Origin of the sequence: Pseudomonas sp. LS-2 (genome assembly GCF_003605735.1) — a bacterium.
Classification (GTDB): Bacteria; Pseudomonadota; Gammaproteobacteria; order Pseudomonadales; family Pseudomonadaceae; genus Aquipseudomonas.
Genome location: NZ_QXTJ01000016.1, coordinates 140,425 through 155,856 on the forward strand (window position 1 = coordinate 140,425; position 15,432 = coordinate 155,856).

A 15,432-nucleotide genomic window follows, 5' to 3' on the forward strand; every position below is an offset into this window, starting at 1 on the left:
AGCGTATCTCGCTACATTGGCTTCGTCCACTTCCACAAACACCTATCAAGGAGTCACGCACATGACCCTGCACATCGGCCTTCTGCTGTTTCCCAAGGTCCAACAACTGGACCTCACGGGCCCTTATGACGTTTTCGCCACCATGCCCGGCGTGACCGTGCATCTGATCTGGAAGAACCTCGATCCGTTGCAGTCCAGCACAGGGCTGACGCTGGTGCCGACCAAGACCTTCGCGGATTGCCCGGATCTGGATGTCATCTGCGTCCCCGGCGGCGTGGGCATCGACGCGTTGATGGAAGATGCCGAAACCCTTGCATTCATTCGGCAGCAGGCTGCCAACGCGCAGTACGTGACCTCGGTTTGCACGGGGGCGTTGGTGCTTGGCGCGGCAGGCTTGCTGGAAGGCAAGCGCGCGACGACCCATTGGGCGTCCCACGGTCTGCTGGAAAAATTCGGAGCGATCCCGGTCCAGGAACGCGTGGTGCGCGACGGCAACCTGATGACGGGCGGCGGGGTCACGGCGGGTATCGACTTTGCCTTGGCGTTGATCAGCGAAGTATTCGACGCGGACAAAGCACAGACCATTCAGCTGCAACTGGAATACGCGCCCGCGCCGCCGTTCAATGCCGGTCGCCCGGACACGGCCCCGGCCCACATCCTGGCCGTCGCCACCGAGCGCGCTACCCCCGGACTGGTGGTCCGTCAGCAGATCGTCGAGCGAGTGACAGCGGCGCCTCGTTAAGCCGGGCAGGCGGCGGGGATCTCGTACCAGCACAGGAACAGGTCCAGCGCCGAATTCACGACAGTCACCTGTTCCTCGGCTGTCAGCAGCGGTTTGTTGAGGGTGACCTGCGGCCAGAAGGCGAATGCCTTGAGCAGCGCGTGAATCTGCGACGCGGCGAATCCCGGCTCGACGGCCTTGAGGCGGCCGTCCTGCTGAGCGCCACGTACCCAGACGGTAAAGGTTTCTTCGCGCTCGTTGAGGCGGTTGACCCAGGTCTGTGCGCGGTCCGGCGAGTGAATCGTGGCACCGATGGCGACCCGGGCCAGGTCGATAAAATTAGGGTCACCGAGTGTTTTCATTTTGCTGTCGAGCAATTCGCGCAGTTGATCGCGCAGGGCGACGCCAGGGCGGTAGGCTGCGTCCGCCTGCGCTGCGGAAGTGGCCCAGAGTCGGTGAAGCATTTCCGAGAACAGCTCTTCCTTGCTTGGGAAATGGTTGTACACCGTGCGCTTGGACACTTCGGCCCGTGCCGCGATGCGGTCCATGCTGGTGACCTCGAAACCGTTGTCGCGAAATTCGGCAATGGCTGCCTGAACAATGGATTCACGTTTTCGGTCGGTCAGTCGCTGGGGAGCAGTCATGGCTTCGCTTCTAAAGATTCACGATGGCCGGAATCGATCCCGGCAAGAAAATTACACCGAGCAGTTTACTTCCCTTTGAAGATCGTGCAAGCTAGAAACTACACTGTGTAGTGTAAAACACTGTTACAACTTGCCGCTTACTTCTTTCAACCTTATGCAACATTCTGCAAAGCGTTCGCCGTTGCAGAATCCTCCACCCGTTTCATGGAGTCAGCACCTCATGGCCTCGATCGAAAAAAACCTCGATAACGCTCCCGCATTGCCTGTCCTGTCCCGGCAAGAAGGCCGCTATCTCAATCACAAGCCGATGAAGCGCTCCGGGTTTCTCAAGACGCTGCGCATTTTCTGGAACGCGATGGTCAACAAGCCCCGTCATACCCGACCGGTGGGGGAGATTCCGGTGCAGCCATTGTCCCGTCAGCAATTGCTGGCTGCGCCGAACAACACGGTGTACCGCCTCGGCCACTCGACCGTGCTGCTGAAACTGCGCAATCAATACTTCCTGACCGATCCCGTGTTCGCTGAACGCGCCTCGCCGATCCAGTGGGCCGGCCCGCAGCGTTTTCACCAGCCACCGATCAGTCTGGAGGATCTGCCACCGCTCAAAGCGGTGATTCTGTCGCACAACCATTACGACCATCTGGACCACATGACCATCCAGGTGCTCAAAGACAAGACCGAGCACTTCATCACGCCCTTGGGTGTGGGTGACACGTTGATCAAATGGGGCGTGCCTGCCGAAAAAGTCCAGCAACTGAACTGGTGGCAGTCCACTGACATTCATGGCATCCGCTTCGTCGCGACCCCGGCCCAGCATTTTTCCGGGCGCAGCTTCAGCGACACCAACCAGACGCTCTGGGCCTCCTGGGTGATGATCGATGGCGAACAGCGCATCTTCTTCAGCGGCGATACCGGTTATCACGACGGCTTCAAACTGATTGGCGAGCAGTACGGCCCGTTCGACCTGACGTTGATGGAAACCGGTGCCTACAACGTTGATTGGCCGGATGTGCACATGCAGCCCGAAGAAACCTTGCAGGCGCACATCGATCTGCGCGGCAAATGGTTGCTGCCGATTCACAACGGCACGTTCGACCTGGCGATGCACGCCTGGCACGAGCCCTTTGATCGCATCCTTTCACTGGCCTGGGACCGCAGCGTTTCCATCACGACCCCGGAAATGGGCCAGCCGTTCTACATCCAGTATCCCAGCCGAGGCGAAGCCTGGTGGATGAAGGTCGAAAAAGCCGTGGACGCTCAATCGCGTGCCCGCTGTTCGCGTCGGTGCAACCGTCAACAGGCCGCCAGCCGGGGCTGATCAGGGCTTGTTCTGATTGCGATCCTTGTCTCGATCGCCGCCTTCAGGCGGGGTGGGGTGCCGAGGTTGCTCACCCTGCTGGTTGGCTTTTTTGTGTTGCTCGCCGACTTTCCCGGCATTTTCCGCCTGGTGGTCGAGGTCTTCTCGGTTCGATTCTTTGGGCATTGCCTGTTCTCCGTTGGGCATGTTCATACGCGGTCACTCATCTGCCTGATCACTATCAGCCATCTGCCTGATCAACATCAGCGCTTCGTCTTTGAACAAAGGCTGTTTCATCCGTTCGGCCAGCAGCGCGACGACACGCTCGCGCTCGCAACCGACCACTGCGGCCACCGAACCTTGTTTGCAGATCAGTGCCAGAAAGTTGAAGGACTCCGGCTCGCCGAGATACACGATGTCGTCCCAGTCCTCAGCGTGCCCCAGGTAATCCAGACGCTTCTCAAAATGGTACGTCCAGAAGTACGGCACATCGGTGTAGTGCTTGTCGCCACCGAGCATATTGCTGGCAGCGATTCGCGCCTGCTGCTGTGCCAGACGCCAGTGCTCGATGCGCTGAAGCCGGTGGTCGAGCGGGAAGGTGGCGATGTCGCCAGCGGCCCAAAGGTCCTTGCCCGCTTGCATCCCGGAATCCACTTTCAGCGAGCCGTCTGTCTCCCGCTCGATCCCATCGATGAAATGCGTCACCGGGGTGACCCCGATGCCGATCAGCGCCAGGTCAACCGGCATCCTTTCACCGTTGCTCAGCACCGCCGCCTCAAGACGCTTCTCTCCCTGGTGGCCGTCCCCTTCGAAACGGCTGACGTCGACGTGGGTGCGAAACAACACGCCATTCTGTTCATGAAGCGCGCGAATTGCCTTGCCGATCCGTTCGCCCAACTGTGCGGCGAAGGGCACTTCGTGGCGCGCGATGATCGTCACGTTGACCCTATGCTTGCGTAGCGCCGACGCCGCTTCCAGGCCGATGAAACTGTCGCCCAGAATCAGCGCATGACTCCCCGGACGAGCGGCGGCGAGAATCTTCTTCGCATCCTCGCGGCAGCGCAGCGTCAGCACCTGTGGCAAGTCGGCACCGATGACATGCAGGTTGCGCGGTTCGCCCCCGGTGGCGATCAGCGCGGCGTCATAGGCAAAACGCTGTCCATCGACCAGCGTCAGCCTTTTGTTGATGACGTCGAGCTTCATGGCCTCGCCCTGAATGCACTCGATGCGCTGTTCCCGGTAATACGCAGCGTCGCGCAACGGCGGCACCTGGTCGGGATGCATGTCGGCGGCGAGAACGAATTTGCTCAGGGCGGTGCGGTCGTAACCGGGCGCAGGTTCTCGGTCGATCAACAGCAGGCGACCGTTGAAACGCATTTCGCGCAACGCGCTGGCGGCCGCAGTACCTGCAGCGCCGGCACCGACGATGATGAAGCAACGGTCGTCTGGCGGCAGGGATTCGGAAAGGGGCTGGATGGCGTGTTCGTCGACGTGAATCTGATCTTCGATGACTTGAACCGGATAGCGGATCAATCCGTCCAGTGCAGGCGGTTCACACAGGCTTCCGTCGTCAATGGCGAACTCGGCCTTGTGCCAGGGGCAGATCAAATGGCCGTTGCAAACGGCGCCGTCCGCCAGCGGGGCACCGGCGTGGGGGCACTCGCCCTGATACGCCCGCACCTCGTCCCCTGCCTGCACCAGTACGATTTTCTTCTCGCCAATTTCAACCTGTATACCGCGATCTCGATGCAGATCGGCGAGGCTGGCGACCCGATGCATGGTCATATGATTATTCTCCCAGGCTTTCTTCTGGGAGTGGGCCGTGAGGGGAGAGGTTCAGAGAATTTGTCAGAGCATGGCACGACCGCTGCAGGAGTGGGCTCGCTCGCGGTGGGGTATCTCAGGCGACATCTGCATGACAGCGGCCCTGATCGCGAGCAGGCTCACTCTTGCCATTTGGTACGACGCAAGTAAGAGGGTGTTAGCGCACCAACCCCAAGCGTTCATGCCAGTCGGCTATCGATTCTTCGGGATATTGCTCGAACTGCTGATCCTTCGGTCCTGCCTCCACTTCGACCCACGACGCCTTGGAGTCCAGCAGCAGGTGGGTGTGCTCTGGGGGCGTCGGCAGTGGCGTGTCGATGGCCGAGGCAAACGGATGAATCAATTCCGGCCATTCTGGGCTGAACAGCCACAGCCCGCTGCCACAGTGTTTGCAGAAATGCCGCTCGGCGCTGCTGGTATGGACGTGATGGTTTTGCTCATCGCGCATCTTTGCATGATAAATGGCGATGCTGCTCTTGCCTTTGACCTTCAGGCTTTTGGCGTCGCCGCCCAGGTTGATCGAATAACCGCCGCCGCCCTGGGTCTTGCGGCAGATCGAGCAATAGCAACGCTGATAGGGGTAGGGGTGGGCGCTCGTCAGGCTGAACTCNTTCTGTTCATCGAGTCTTAGGTCTAGACCGCGCCGTGCCCGCAGGTTCGAAGTTTTCTCGAACGGCTGTTCGGATTCTTCATGGGCCGGGCACTCAAGAAGCCACGCGCCGCGTCGATATCCGGTAGTCGTAGGATGAGTTTTACGACCACTGCCACCCATAAAAACGAGCCAACGGTCATGAACCTACGCAATTTGACCATCGCCCGCCGTGCGGGCCTTGGATTCACCCTGATCTCCCTGCTGGTCGCCCTGCTCGGCTGGTTTGCCCTGACCCAGATGTCCACCATTCGCCAAAGCGAAGTGGCGGTCGAGAGCAACTGGATGCCCAGCATGCGTCTGGTCAACGACATCCGTGAAGCCATGCTGCGCATTCGCACGATCTCCCTGCGCATGGCGCTGGACACCGATCCCAAGAATGTCAGTGTCTACAAGGGGCAGATGGACGCCCGGGCCAAGGTCCTCGGCGACAAGCTGACCAGCCTCGACAAATTCATCGACACCCCTGAAGAAAAAGGCCTGTACGACAAGTTTCGAGGCACGCTGGCCGACTATCAGCGCGGCCTGGCGCAATCCTTCGTGCTGGCCGAGAGCGGCGACCTGAAGGCGTTGAATACCCTGCTGCTGGTGGACATGAAAACCGCCGTCGACAACTCCGGGTCGCAGCTGGGCGATCTGGCTGATTTTTACTCGCGTCAGGTGGAACTCGAAGGTGTGGCCGCCGAGTCGCAGTACGTGCAGTCGCGCACGGTGGTGCTGGTGTTCGTGCTGATTGCGGCACTGGCCACGGTGATTCTCGCCCTGTGGCTGACGCGCAGCATCATCCTGCCGCTGGAAGAAGCGGTCAGTGCCGCCGAGTTCGTCGCCAAGGGCGATCTGACTCACGACATTCGCGTTGAAGGCAAGGATGAAGTGACGCGGTTGCTCAGCGCCCTGCAACAGATGCAGAGCAACCTGCGCAGCACCTTGAGCCTCATCGGCAGCTCCGCCAGCCAGTTGGCGTCGGCCGCGACGGAACTCAATTCTGTCACCGAAGACAGTCATCGCGGGCTGCATCAGCAGAACGCCGAAATCGAGCAAGCCGCGACGGCGGTCAACGAGATGACGTCGGCGGTCGAAGAAGTGGCGCGCAATGCGGTCTCCACCTCTCAGGCGTCGAGCGAGTCCAACGACGCCGCGCAGGATGGTCAGGCGCGAGTGATCGAGACCGTGACGTCCATTCAGAACCTGTCCAGCAACGTGCAGCACACCTCGGTGCTGGTGCAGAACCTGGCCGATCAGTCGCAGGACATCGGCAAGGTGCTGGATGTCATCCGCTCGATTGCCGAACAGACCAACCTGCTGGCGCTGAACGCTGCCATTGAGGCCGCTCGGGCCGGTGAGTCGGGACGCGGTTTTGCAGTGGTGGCAGACGAAGTGCGTGCCCTGGCCCACCGTACGCAGCAGTCGACGCTGGAAATCGACAAGATGGTCTCGACCATGCGCAGCGGTTCCAGCGAGGCGCTGGAGTCGATGCTGGTCAGTCGTTCGCGAGCCTCCGAAACCCTCGAGCTGGCACAGGGCGCGGGTGAGTCACTGACGCGGATCACGTCCTCGATCCATCAGATTTCCGAGCGCAACCTGGTGATCGCCAGCGCCGCTGAGGAGCAGGCCCAGGTGGCGCGAGAGGTTGATCGCAACATCGTCAACATCCGTGACCTGTCACTGCAATCTTCGTCGGGTGCCAACCAGATCAGCGCGTCGAGCAATGAGCTGTCGCGACTGGCCGGGGAGTTGAATCAGGTGGTGACGCGGTTCCGGGTGTAAGAGCCGAGTCTCCAGGTCCTGTAGCAGTCCGGCTTGCCGGCGGTGACATGTTGCCGATCGCCACCGCTGGCAGGCCGGACTGCCAAACAAAGTGCGGCATCTGCTTGATTGCGCCATCAGCTTAAAGGTTTCACCTCATTCGCTTGCCTGCACCTGTCCTTGGCTTGCATGATTCTCCCCGACTAATAATTCCTGGCGGGCTGAACCTGCCGAACAGATAGGTGAAAGGCAATGGATGATGTGAATCGCGGTTTCAGCAGTTGGCTGCGCGCCCCCGGACACAAGGCGTGGCTCATGCAGGAAGGCAATCGCCTGCTGACGTTCGCCAAGGCGGCCCGGCTGCCACAGGGTTTCGGCAATCTGGATGATCGAGGCCGGCTGCCCGCCGACGCCGTCGCCGAGACCATGAACACCGCCCGCATGACCCACAGTTTTGCCATGGCCCACATCAACGGCATTCCCGGCTGCGCCGATCTGGTCGATCACGGTGTTGCCGCGCTGGCCGGTCCCCTGCGCGATGCCGAGCATGGCGGCTGGTTCGCCAAACCCCTGGAGCACAGCACTGACACCGGTAAGGCGGCTTATCTGCATGCCTTCGTGGCCTTGGCCGCGTCGTCTGCGGTCGTGGCTCAGCGCCCCGGTGCCAAGGCGCTGCTGGAGCAGGCGATTCAGGTCATCTCCCAGCGCTTCTGGAGCGAGGAAGAGGGCGCGATGCGCGAATCCTTCGCCCGCGACTGGAGCGAAGAAGAACGCTATCGCGGCGCCAACAGCAACATGCACAGCACCGAAGCGTTTCTGGCACTGGCCGATGTCACTGGTGATGCGCGCTGGCTGGATCGCGCGCTGTCCATCGTCGAGCGGGTGATTCATCAGCATGCTGCAGCCAACGATCACCAGGTGATCGAACACTTCGACCTGCAATGGCAGCCGGTACGCGAATACAACGCCGACAAGCCCGACGACGGTTTCCGCCCTTATGGCACCACGCCGGGCCATGCATTTGAGTGGGCGCGGCTGGTGTTGCATCTGGAAGCGGCGCGCCAGCGAGCCAAACTGGACACCCCGTCATGGCTGGTGGAGGACGCACGCAAGCTGTTCGAAAACGCCTGCCGTTACGGCTGGGACGTCGACGGCGCGCCAGGCATCGTTTACACCCTGGATTGGGAAAACCGGCCGGTGGTGCGCCATCGCCTGCACTGGACCCACGCCGAAGCCGCCGCAGCCTCGGCGGCGTTGTTGCAGCGCACTGGGGAGCAGCAATACGAAATCTGGTACCGCACGTTCTGGGAGTTCAACCAGACGCTGTTCATTGACTATGAGCACGGCAGTTGGCGCCATGAGCTCAACCCGCAGAATGAGCCAAGCGCCGACATCTGGCCAGGCAAGCCGGACCTCTACCACGCCTATCAGGCCACGCTGCTGCCGGTTCTGCCGCTGGCGCAGAGTCTGGCCACCGCTCTGGAGGATCTGCAGTGATCCGAATCGGCGATTTCATCGAATCGATGGACACCTCTGAACTGTCGCGCTGGGCTTCGTTGACCCCATGGGAAATGATTGGCCGCGCCCCTGAAATCGTTCGAGAACTACGCTTGACCCTGAACGACGATTACGAAGTGCGCGGCGACATTGCCGTGCACAAGACCGTGGTGGTCGAGGAGGGCGCCGTGCTCAAAGGGCCGCTGATCATCGGCCCGCATTGCTTCGTCGCCAGTGGCGCCTACTTGCGCGGGGGTTGCTGGGTGGGGGAGCGCTGCATTTTCGGGCCCGGCGCGGAGTTGAAAACCTCGTTCGTGTTCGACGGCACCAAGCTTGCGCACTTCAATTTCGTCGGCGACTCGGTGCTCGGGGCAGGGGTCAATCTGGAGGCTGGCAGCATCGTCTGCAATTACCGCAACGAGCGCGACGACAAGGAAGTGCGAGTGCGCATCGACGGCCGCCTGCGCGCTACCGGTTGTGACAAGTTCGGCGCCCTGATCGGCGACCGCTCACGCATCGGCGCCAATGCTGTATTGGCACCGGGGGCGTTGCTGGCCAAGGCGTCGATCATTCGACGGGGCGAGGTGTTCGACGCGGAGTTGGTGAAGCCCTGAGGGCCTTCGCGTGTCGCAGCACCGAGTCAGGCCAGCCGCTGCGTCACCCGAATCACCTGCCGCGCAATGTAGGCACCGGTAACGATCACGCCGAACAGTCGCAGCGTCTGCATCGCCAGCACGAAGCCCACGTCCGAATGGGTGTCGATGGCGATGATCGCCATGGCGTCAAGGCCGCCGGGGCTTGTGGCCAGGTACACCGAAAGAAAGTCCTTGCCCATCATCTCGGCGATGACCCAAGCAGACATCGCGCACAGCAGAATCAACAGCAGTGCGCCGAAAATCATCGCAGGCAGACGCCGCCAGACGTAGCTGATGGTGACACGGTCGAAGCGCAGCCCGATGTAGCTGCCGATGGCGCCGTAGGCAATCGCCAGCAGCCAGGTCGGCATGACGATCTGCAATACGCCGCTCAATTGCAGCGCGCCGCCCAGGATCAGTGGCACGAGCAGTGCGCCCGCAGGAATTTTCGACCCTAGCGCGACGCCCACCACGATCACCAGCAGGCTCAGGCCGAGGTTGAGCAGGTTGGCCCCTTGCAGCAACACGTCGCTGCTGTGGGCTTCGGTGCCCCCGACATCCGCGCCGATCAGGCGACTGACCAGCGCGCCGATCATCACCACACAGACCACCCGCACATACTGCATGGTCGCCACAACGCGGGAGTCGGCGCCGTAATCCTCGGACATCGCCACCATCGCCGACGCCGCACCGGGCGAGGTGCCCCACGCCGCCGTGCTGCCCTGAATCCCGCCCCAACGTGCGAGACCGATGCCGACCACTGCGCTCAGGGCCACGGTCAACAGCGTGGCGAACAGCATGACGTGCCAGGATTGCAAGGCGGTCAGCAGCACGCCCATGGTCATCGAATGCGCCACCAGCACGCCCACCGAACCCTGGCCCAGGCGGAACACATGCTTGTTGAGCCGGATGGAAGCGCCTGACACGCCAAAGCCGATTGCCACCAGCATCGGCCCCAGGAACAGCGCGGCGGGTACGTGAAAATATTTGAAGGCTTGACCGGCGCTGCCGGCCAGCAGAATGAGCAACGTCCACTGCAGCAATGGATGCAGGGTTTCGAGGGAATACGAGGCGGGGCGCGACAACGAGGATCTCCAGAGCATGGGCTTTTTCCTGTGGGAAGATCGTCCAGTGCCCGGAATTATCGACAGCGCAATCGATCAAGTCTATTTTCTAATAGTCATGAATTGATAACTTTGGTTGATATATGGACCTGCGGGACCTTACGTATTTCGAAACCATCGCCGAGCTCGGGCATCTGGGGCGCGCAGCGGAAAAACTCAATCGCAGTCAGCCTGCGCTGACCAAGAGCATTCAACGGCTGGAGGAGTCATTCGGCACCAAGCTGTTCCAGCGCGACGGGCGGCGGATCAAACTCACGCCGGTGGGTGAACTGCTCCAGGCACGGGGCAAGTTGCTGCAACAGAGCATCGCTCAGACCCAGCGAGAAGTGCGTGACTTCGCCAGCGGCGCGGTGGGCGAGATCCGTCTCGGCTGTGCGTCGACCATGGCTGAATACCTGCTCCCCGAGTTGACCAATGCGCTGCTAAAACGCGCACCGGACATCACCCTGAAACTGGTGATCGGTCAGGACGACATGCTTCGCGAACAACTGCGCTCCGGGCACCTGGACATGATCATCTGCGCCCAGCGCGCCATGGAAGACGAATTCACGGCGCATCCCATCCTGACCGACGAGGCGGTCGTGATCGCCAGTCGCACTCACCCGATCTTCAAGACGCCGTTTCAGATGAGCGATCTGTGCCGTTACCGCTGGGTATTGCCGCCGCCCGGCGTGTCGTCGCGGATCTGGGTCGATGAGGCCTTCGCCCGGCAAAGCTTGCCGCTGCCGGTGGTGCAGATCGAAGCCAACTCAATCTCCCTGCTGCCGCGTCTGATCGCCCAGACCCATCTGCTGAGTTTCATCGCCCGCGAAACACTGGAATATGGCAAGAACATGCAATATTTGCGTGAAGTGCCGTTGGAACATACCACCATGGCGCGGACCATCTGCGTCATCCTGCGCCGCGAGGGATACCTGTCACCGGCCGCCCACGCCATGGCGCAAATGCTGCGCGACGACGGCGGGTCGTTCTTCAGTTGGGTGTGATCGCGGCGTGTTGTGGAGTAGCCTTGAAAACGAATGGACGGATCTGGGAGAGACCAGCGATGCATGTACAGCCACACAATCGCGGTGAGCACACGCTGACACCGTATTTTCTGAACCACGAAGACCAGCATTTTGGCGGCGACCAATCGCCGCTCAATGACGCCGACGCCGACGAAGACAGCGACCCGGAAGGCGATCTGGACCTGGGGGATCTGCGGCTGGATGAGTTCGAGGATTCGGACAAACTGGACATCGGTTCGTCGACGTTGGGGTAAACCCGCTGGACACGGCGCCCACCTGTAGCAGTCTGGCCAGACTGCTACAGGGATCCGTGATCTTCACAGGTTCCGTGGTGTTGACAAATACCCCGCCAGCGCTTCAACCCCGGCCTCGGCCGTCTGGCTGCTCCCGCTCCAGGTGCAGGCCAGCATCAGGTTCTTGGGCAACTGAAAATCCTCCACTTGAAACCCCTGTGCATCGAACCCTTCGGCATCGTGTTCGATCTGGTCGCGCAGCGACTGGCGTTCGGTGAAATAGGCCCACACCGGTTTGCCCAGAGCGACGGCCATGCCCACCTCGAACGCTGTCCCGGAGTCCGGCTCGGCGCCGCGAAAGACGTTGAGGTTGGCGAGCACCGCATCGCAGTCTCTGATCATCCTGATGTTGGCGGTGCAGATCAGCGCCGCGGTTTCCTGGGGCGGCAGGCCCTGAGTGACTTCGTTGTCGAAGGGATAAAGCCCTTCGAGACCGTGAGCGTCGCACAGCGCTTTCAGATACCGGCCGTGCTCGATGGCGTCGCTGCGAAACACATCGAAGCCGGCAAGATAGACACGCGGTCTGCGCGGGGAGGTCATGGCAATGTCCTTTGAGGGGCGAGAGCAGGGAGTGTAACCAGTGATCGACATGCCGTTGATCAGGCCATCGGCCAAGACACGAGAAAGTCGCTGGAATCTGTACGGATAACCAGTATCCTGACGCCTTTCCGTCAGCCGCTACGTGACCTCGCTGTGAGCACTTCCCCTCTCGACAACCCGTTCTACTACCTGGAGAACTTTCGCCAGGTCCTGAGCTGGATCGGCCAGCGCTACGACGATCTGCTGGACGCAGAAGAACGTCGTTTCATCGATGACTTCGCCCGTCTGCCGCAGCCTGCCCAGGCTTTGCTGGTGCGGATGGTCATGCGCAAGGGCACGCTGTTTCGCACCAGCAAACTCGATTACGCCGAGATCGGCGACGTGGGTCTGGCCGCCGCGCCGCTCCTTGAATACGGCTGGGTCGACGGGCAACCGCATCTGGATCTTCACGGGTTGTTCGCCCTGTTGCGCAAGGATGAACTGGGCCTTTGCTTCAAGGCGCATGGTGTGAAAACCGCCGAGAAGAAGGCCGATCTGCTGGAGCGCCTGCTGCCGTTCTACGAGCACGCGCAACCGCTGGCGCAATGGTTCGAAGGGTTTGACGACGTCGTTCTTGCGCTTCAGGTAATGCCATTGTGCGACCGCTTGCGCCTGCTGTATTTCGGCAACCTGTATCAGGAATGGTCCGAATTCGTGCTGGCGGACCTGGGCATCTATCGCTATGAAAAAGTCGCGTTTTCCATCGAGTCGCGAGGCATCAGCCAGCGCGCCGACATCGACACCTGCCTGCACCTGCACACCTGTCGTCAGGCGCTGGACGAAGGCGCTGCACTGGATGCGCTGGCGGCGCAGGCATTGGCGATTCATACCGAAAACCCGTGGCTGGCGATGCGCCGGGCCAAGCTGTTGTTTCAGATCGGCTATCAGGCCGAGCGCGAACAGGATGCGGCGCTGGCCCTGAGTGTCTATGCACAATCCAGTTATCCCGGCGCTCGGGTCAGGCGCATTCGTGTGCTGGAGCGCAGCGAGCAATACGCCGAGGCCATGACCCTGTTGCAGGACGCGCAGGCGGCACCGGAAAACGACGAGGAAACCCAGCACCTGTTGCGCATTGCGCCTCGATTGCAGCGCAAACTGGGGGATGCCAGTGTTCGTCGCCGGGCCAAACGTGCCGTGACGCGCCTCGATCTGAGCGTGGTCCCGTTGCCGGACTACAGCGTCGAACAGTTGATCCAGCTGCATCTGGCTGAAGAAGGCAGCGAAGTGCATTACGTCGAAAATGCGCTGATCAATTCACTGTTCGGTCTGCTGTGCTGGCCGGCGATCTTCGCGCCGTTGCCAGGAGCGTTCTTCCATCCCTTCCACAGCGCGCCGAGCGATCTCTACAGCCCGGATTTCTATCTTCGTCGCGCCGCGTTGTTCGACGCCTGTCTGGCTCAACTGGACGACGAAGGCTATCAGGCAGTGATTCGGCAGCACTATGTCATTAAGCACGGCTTGCAGTCGCCGTTCGTATTCTGGGGGGCATTGACCCCGGATTTGCTGGAGCAGGCCTTGCATTGCCTGCCCGCGCATCACCTCAAACGCTGGTTCCGGCGTTTGTTGCAGGATATCAAGGCCAATCGCACCGGCATGCCTGACCTGATCCAGTTCTACCCCGAGCAGCAGCGCTATCGAATGATCGAGGTGAAGGGCCCCGGCGATCGCCTGCAGGACAATCAACTGCGCTGGCTGGACTTCTGCGCCGAGCACGAGATGCCGGTGGTGGTGTGTTACGTGCAGTGGGCCGAGCCTGCGCATCAGGCGCTGGGTGAAAGTGCGTCAGTGGCTGCGCAGATCGTTTCAGGCTGTTGATGTTTTTTGTGGGAGTCGGCTTGCTGGCGAATGCAGGGCGTCAGATGTCAACGATATCGCCTGACACGCCGCTTTCGCCAGCAAGCCGGCACCGACAGGGTTGTGTGGAGAACGCTGGATTTACCGAGCGGCTACGGATGCGCTGCGCCACTGCCTGGGGCTCAACCCGAACCAGCGCTTGAACGCGCGGGAGAAGGCACTGGTTTCCGAGTAGCCGAGCATGGAGGCGAGTTGGGTAACGCTGAGGTTCTGTTGCTTGAGATGGGCGATGGCCGAGTCCTGGCGGATCTGGTCCACCAGTTGCGTGAAGCTCAGCCCGTATTCACGCAGTTTGCGCTGCAGGGCCCATTCCGACAGGCCGAGATTGTGCGCGATTTCATCCAGCGCCGGTTCCCCCAGATGCAGGGTGGCGAGGATGGTCTGCCGGGCGCGATCAAGCAGGCTGGTTTCGCCGCCGGTATCGCCCAACTGGCGAATCGCATCCTTGATCAGCATCAACAGAATAGGGTCACTGCCGGGCATGGCCTTGCCGACCAGTTCGCGCTTGGGGATCAGCAGCGAATTGCAACCCTGCTCGAAACTCACGTCGGCGTGAAAGGCATCACGATGTTCATGCCAGTCTTCGGGCCTTGCGTGCTCGAACGCCACTTGTCGGGGAGCCCAGTCCGGGCCGAGCACGTGGCGGACGAGGTTCATCGCCATGCCCATGGTCAGTTCGGCATCCTGTCGGCGTTCGTTGATTGCGCCATGGCGCACTTGATAATCGAAGCGATAGCACTCGCCCTGATCCACCAGTTCGATGAGCGTGCTGTGCTGATGAAAGGGGAAGGCCCGGGAGAAGTTGATCAAGGCGTCTTCCAGCGTGGCCGAGCACAGGCCGATGTAACCCAGAAGCCCCAGCGCCTGCGGCTGAAACTGCTGCCCGTAACGCAAGCCGAAGTTAGCGCATCCGGTTTGCCGAGCCGCTTCTTCCAGCACCTTGCAGTAGTTGGGCAGCGGCAGGCTGAGGGTTGGGTGCAGCAGTTGTTCGGGGTCGATGCCTGCGCGACCGAATACCCGATCAAGGTCCCCGCCATGCTGCACGATGAAGCCGTCCAGACCGTTGGCGGCAGCCGACAGCACGCCGCGATTGCTGGCGGCGGTGGAGGTGGGAGCCGGTGTCGGAAGCAGGGTCTGAAGCATTGAATTGAAAAGCCGTCTGGGTCTGTATGAATTTTATTCAAGCAAATGTCATACCTTGTTACGAGCTGGCGACACACCGTAGGAGCGCGCTTGCCCGCGATAGGGCCCTGCCAGGCGAAACATGCTTTTCTTCAAGAACGCCATCGGGGGCAAGCGCGCTCCTGCAACGCGAGTCGTCGCGGGCTGAAGTTGCTACCCGACGACCCACCCCGCAGGATTCGATCTGGGAACTGAGGTTGCACACCGCCCCCGATTTTTTGACCTGATATAAAGCACGCGGTCCCGTTCACGCGCCGGGTTGGCGCATCGCCGCAAAACAGTTCGAAAACTTGACCGCACATGACAATCCGCGCGCCGTGCGGTCAAGCCTTGGCGATGAACCTGTGACTATGCTCGACGTCAGGCAAATACCGTCGCCT

Annotated in this window: 15 protein-coding genes and 1 pseudogene; 9 read left to right on the forward strand and 7 right to left on the reverse strand. The window is 61.1% G+C overall.

The genetic code is table 11. The features are described from left to right. The first annotated feature begins 61 nt into the window (after window positions 1-61). Window positions 62-742 carry a DJ-1/PfpI family protein gene (locus tag D3M70_RS11340; RefSeq protein ID WP_120125856.1) on the forward strand — a complete coding sequence of 227 codons (681 nt, stop codon included), beginning with the start codon at window positions 62-64 and terminating at the stop codon, window positions 740-742. Here the strand turns inward: D3M70_RS11340 and D3M70_RS11345 are convergent. Further along, on the reverse strand, window positions 739-1,365 hold the full coding sequence (locus D3M70_RS11345) for a TetR/AcrR family transcriptional regulator (protein ID WP_120125857.1): 627 nt from the start codon (window positions 1,363-1,365) through the stop codon (window positions 739-741). The genes D3M70_RS11340 and D3M70_RS11345 overlap by 4 nt on opposite strands. Window positions 1,366-1,585: 220 nt before the next feature. Between D3M70_RS11345 and D3M70_RS11350 the strand changes: the two genes are divergently transcribed. Then, entirely contained in the window at window positions 1,586-2,683 is a 1,098-nt protein-coding gene (locus D3M70_RS11350) for an MBL fold metallo-hydrolase (RefSeq protein WP_120125858.1), read from the forward strand. On the opposite strand, the gene D3M70_RS31920 is transcribed toward D3M70_RS11350, so the two are convergent. The 3 genes from D3M70_RS31920 to D3M70_RS11365 form a co-directional block, all read right to left on the reverse strand. After that, complete coding sequence (locus D3M70_RS31920) at window positions 2,684-2,848, reverse strand: hypothetical protein (RefSeq protein ID WP_165869776.1); 165 nt, start codon at window positions 2,846-2,848, stop codon at window positions 2,684-2,686. A gap of 33 nt (window positions 2,849-2,881) precedes the next feature. After that, on the reverse strand, window positions 2,882-4,447 hold the full coding sequence (locus D3M70_RS11360; protein ID WP_120125860.1) for an FAD-dependent oxidoreductase: 1,566 nt from the start codon (window positions 4,445-4,447) through the stop codon (window positions 2,882-2,884). A gap of 196 nt (window positions 4,448-4,643) precedes the next feature. Then, window positions 4,644-5,096, reverse strand: a 453-nt coding sequence (locus D3M70_RS11365; RefSeq protein ID WP_133306456.1) for a GFA family protein, incomplete at its 5' end; no start/stop codon positions are given. A 180-nt stretch (window positions 5,097-5,276) separates the two neighbouring features. On the opposite strand from D3M70_RS11365, the pseudogene D3M70_RS34165 reads away from it, so the two are divergent. The 4 genes and pseudogenes from D3M70_RS34165 to D3M70_RS11380 form a co-directional block, all read left to right on the forward strand. Next, window positions 5,277-6,044, forward strand: a pseudogene (locus tag D3M70_RS34165) (MCP four helix bundle domain-containing protein); the annotation flags it as partial. Further along, entirely contained in the window at window positions 6,039-6,902 is an 864-nt protein-coding gene (locus D3M70_RS34170) for a methyl-accepting chemotaxis protein (RefSeq protein WP_375232955.1), read from the forward strand. The pseudogene D3M70_RS34165 and the gene D3M70_RS34170, both read left to right, overlap by 6 nt. 231 nt (window positions 6,903-7,133) lie before the next feature. Beyond that, window positions 7,134-8,378: an AGE family epimerase/isomerase gene (locus D3M70_RS11375; protein WP_120125863.1), complete on the forward strand. Its 1,245-nt coding sequence runs from the start codon at window positions 7,134-7,136 to the stop codon at window positions 8,376-8,378. Then, a complete protein-coding gene (locus D3M70_RS11380) occupies window positions 8,375-8,992 on the forward strand; it encodes an LpxA family transferase (RefSeq protein WP_177418403.1) in 618 nt (205 codons plus the stop codon). Before D3M70_RS11375 ends, D3M70_RS11380 begins: the two co-directional genes overlap by 4 nt. A gap of 26 nt (window positions 8,993-9,018) precedes the next feature. On the opposite strand, the gene D3M70_RS11385 is transcribed toward D3M70_RS11380, so the two are convergent. Next, the gene (locus D3M70_RS11385) at window positions 9,019-10,116 is read right to left on the reverse strand and encodes an AbrB family transcriptional regulator (RefSeq protein WP_375232949.1); all 1,098 of its coding nucleotides are present in this window, start codon (window positions 10,114-10,116) and stop codon (window positions 9,019-9,021) included. 104 nt (window positions 10,117-10,220) lie between these two features. Between D3M70_RS11385 and D3M70_RS11390 the strand changes: the two genes are divergently transcribed. Next, on the forward strand, window positions 10,221-11,123 hold the full coding sequence (locus D3M70_RS11390; RefSeq protein WP_120125864.1) for a LysR family transcriptional regulator: 903 nt from the start codon (window positions 10,221-10,223) through the stop codon (window positions 11,121-11,123). Window positions 11,124-11,182: 59 nt separating this feature from the next. Beyond that, window positions 11,183-11,398: a hypothetical protein gene (locus D3M70_RS11395; protein WP_120125865.1), complete on the forward strand. Its 216-nt coding sequence runs from the start codon at window positions 11,183-11,185 to the stop codon at window positions 11,396-11,398. A gap of 63 nt (window positions 11,399-11,461) precedes the next feature. On the opposite strand, the gene D3M70_RS11400 is transcribed toward D3M70_RS11395, so the two are convergent. Next, complete coding sequence (locus D3M70_RS11400; RefSeq protein ID WP_120125866.1) at window positions 11,462-11,977, reverse strand: nucleoside 2-deoxyribosyltransferase; 516 nt, start codon at window positions 11,975-11,977, stop codon at window positions 11,462-11,464. A 153-nt stretch (window positions 11,978-12,130) separates the two neighbouring features. On the opposite strand from D3M70_RS11400, the gene D3M70_RS11405 reads away from it, so the two are divergent. Continuing rightward, window positions 12,131-13,831 carry a VRR-NUC domain-containing protein gene (locus D3M70_RS11405; RefSeq protein WP_120125867.1) on the forward strand — a complete coding sequence of 567 codons (1,701 nt, stop codon included), beginning with the start codon at window positions 12,131-12,133 and terminating at the stop codon, window positions 13,829-13,831. Between the two features lie 120 nt (window positions 13,832-13,951). On the opposite strand, the gene D3M70_RS11410 is transcribed toward D3M70_RS11405, so the two are convergent. Beyond that, window positions 13,952-15,013 (reverse strand): AraC family transcriptional regulator, encoded by a 1,062-nt coding sequence (locus D3M70_RS11410; protein ID WP_120125868.1) that lies wholly within the window; start codon window positions 15,011-15,013, stop codon window positions 13,952-13,954. Between the last annotated feature and the right edge of the window lie 419 nt (window positions 15,014-15,432).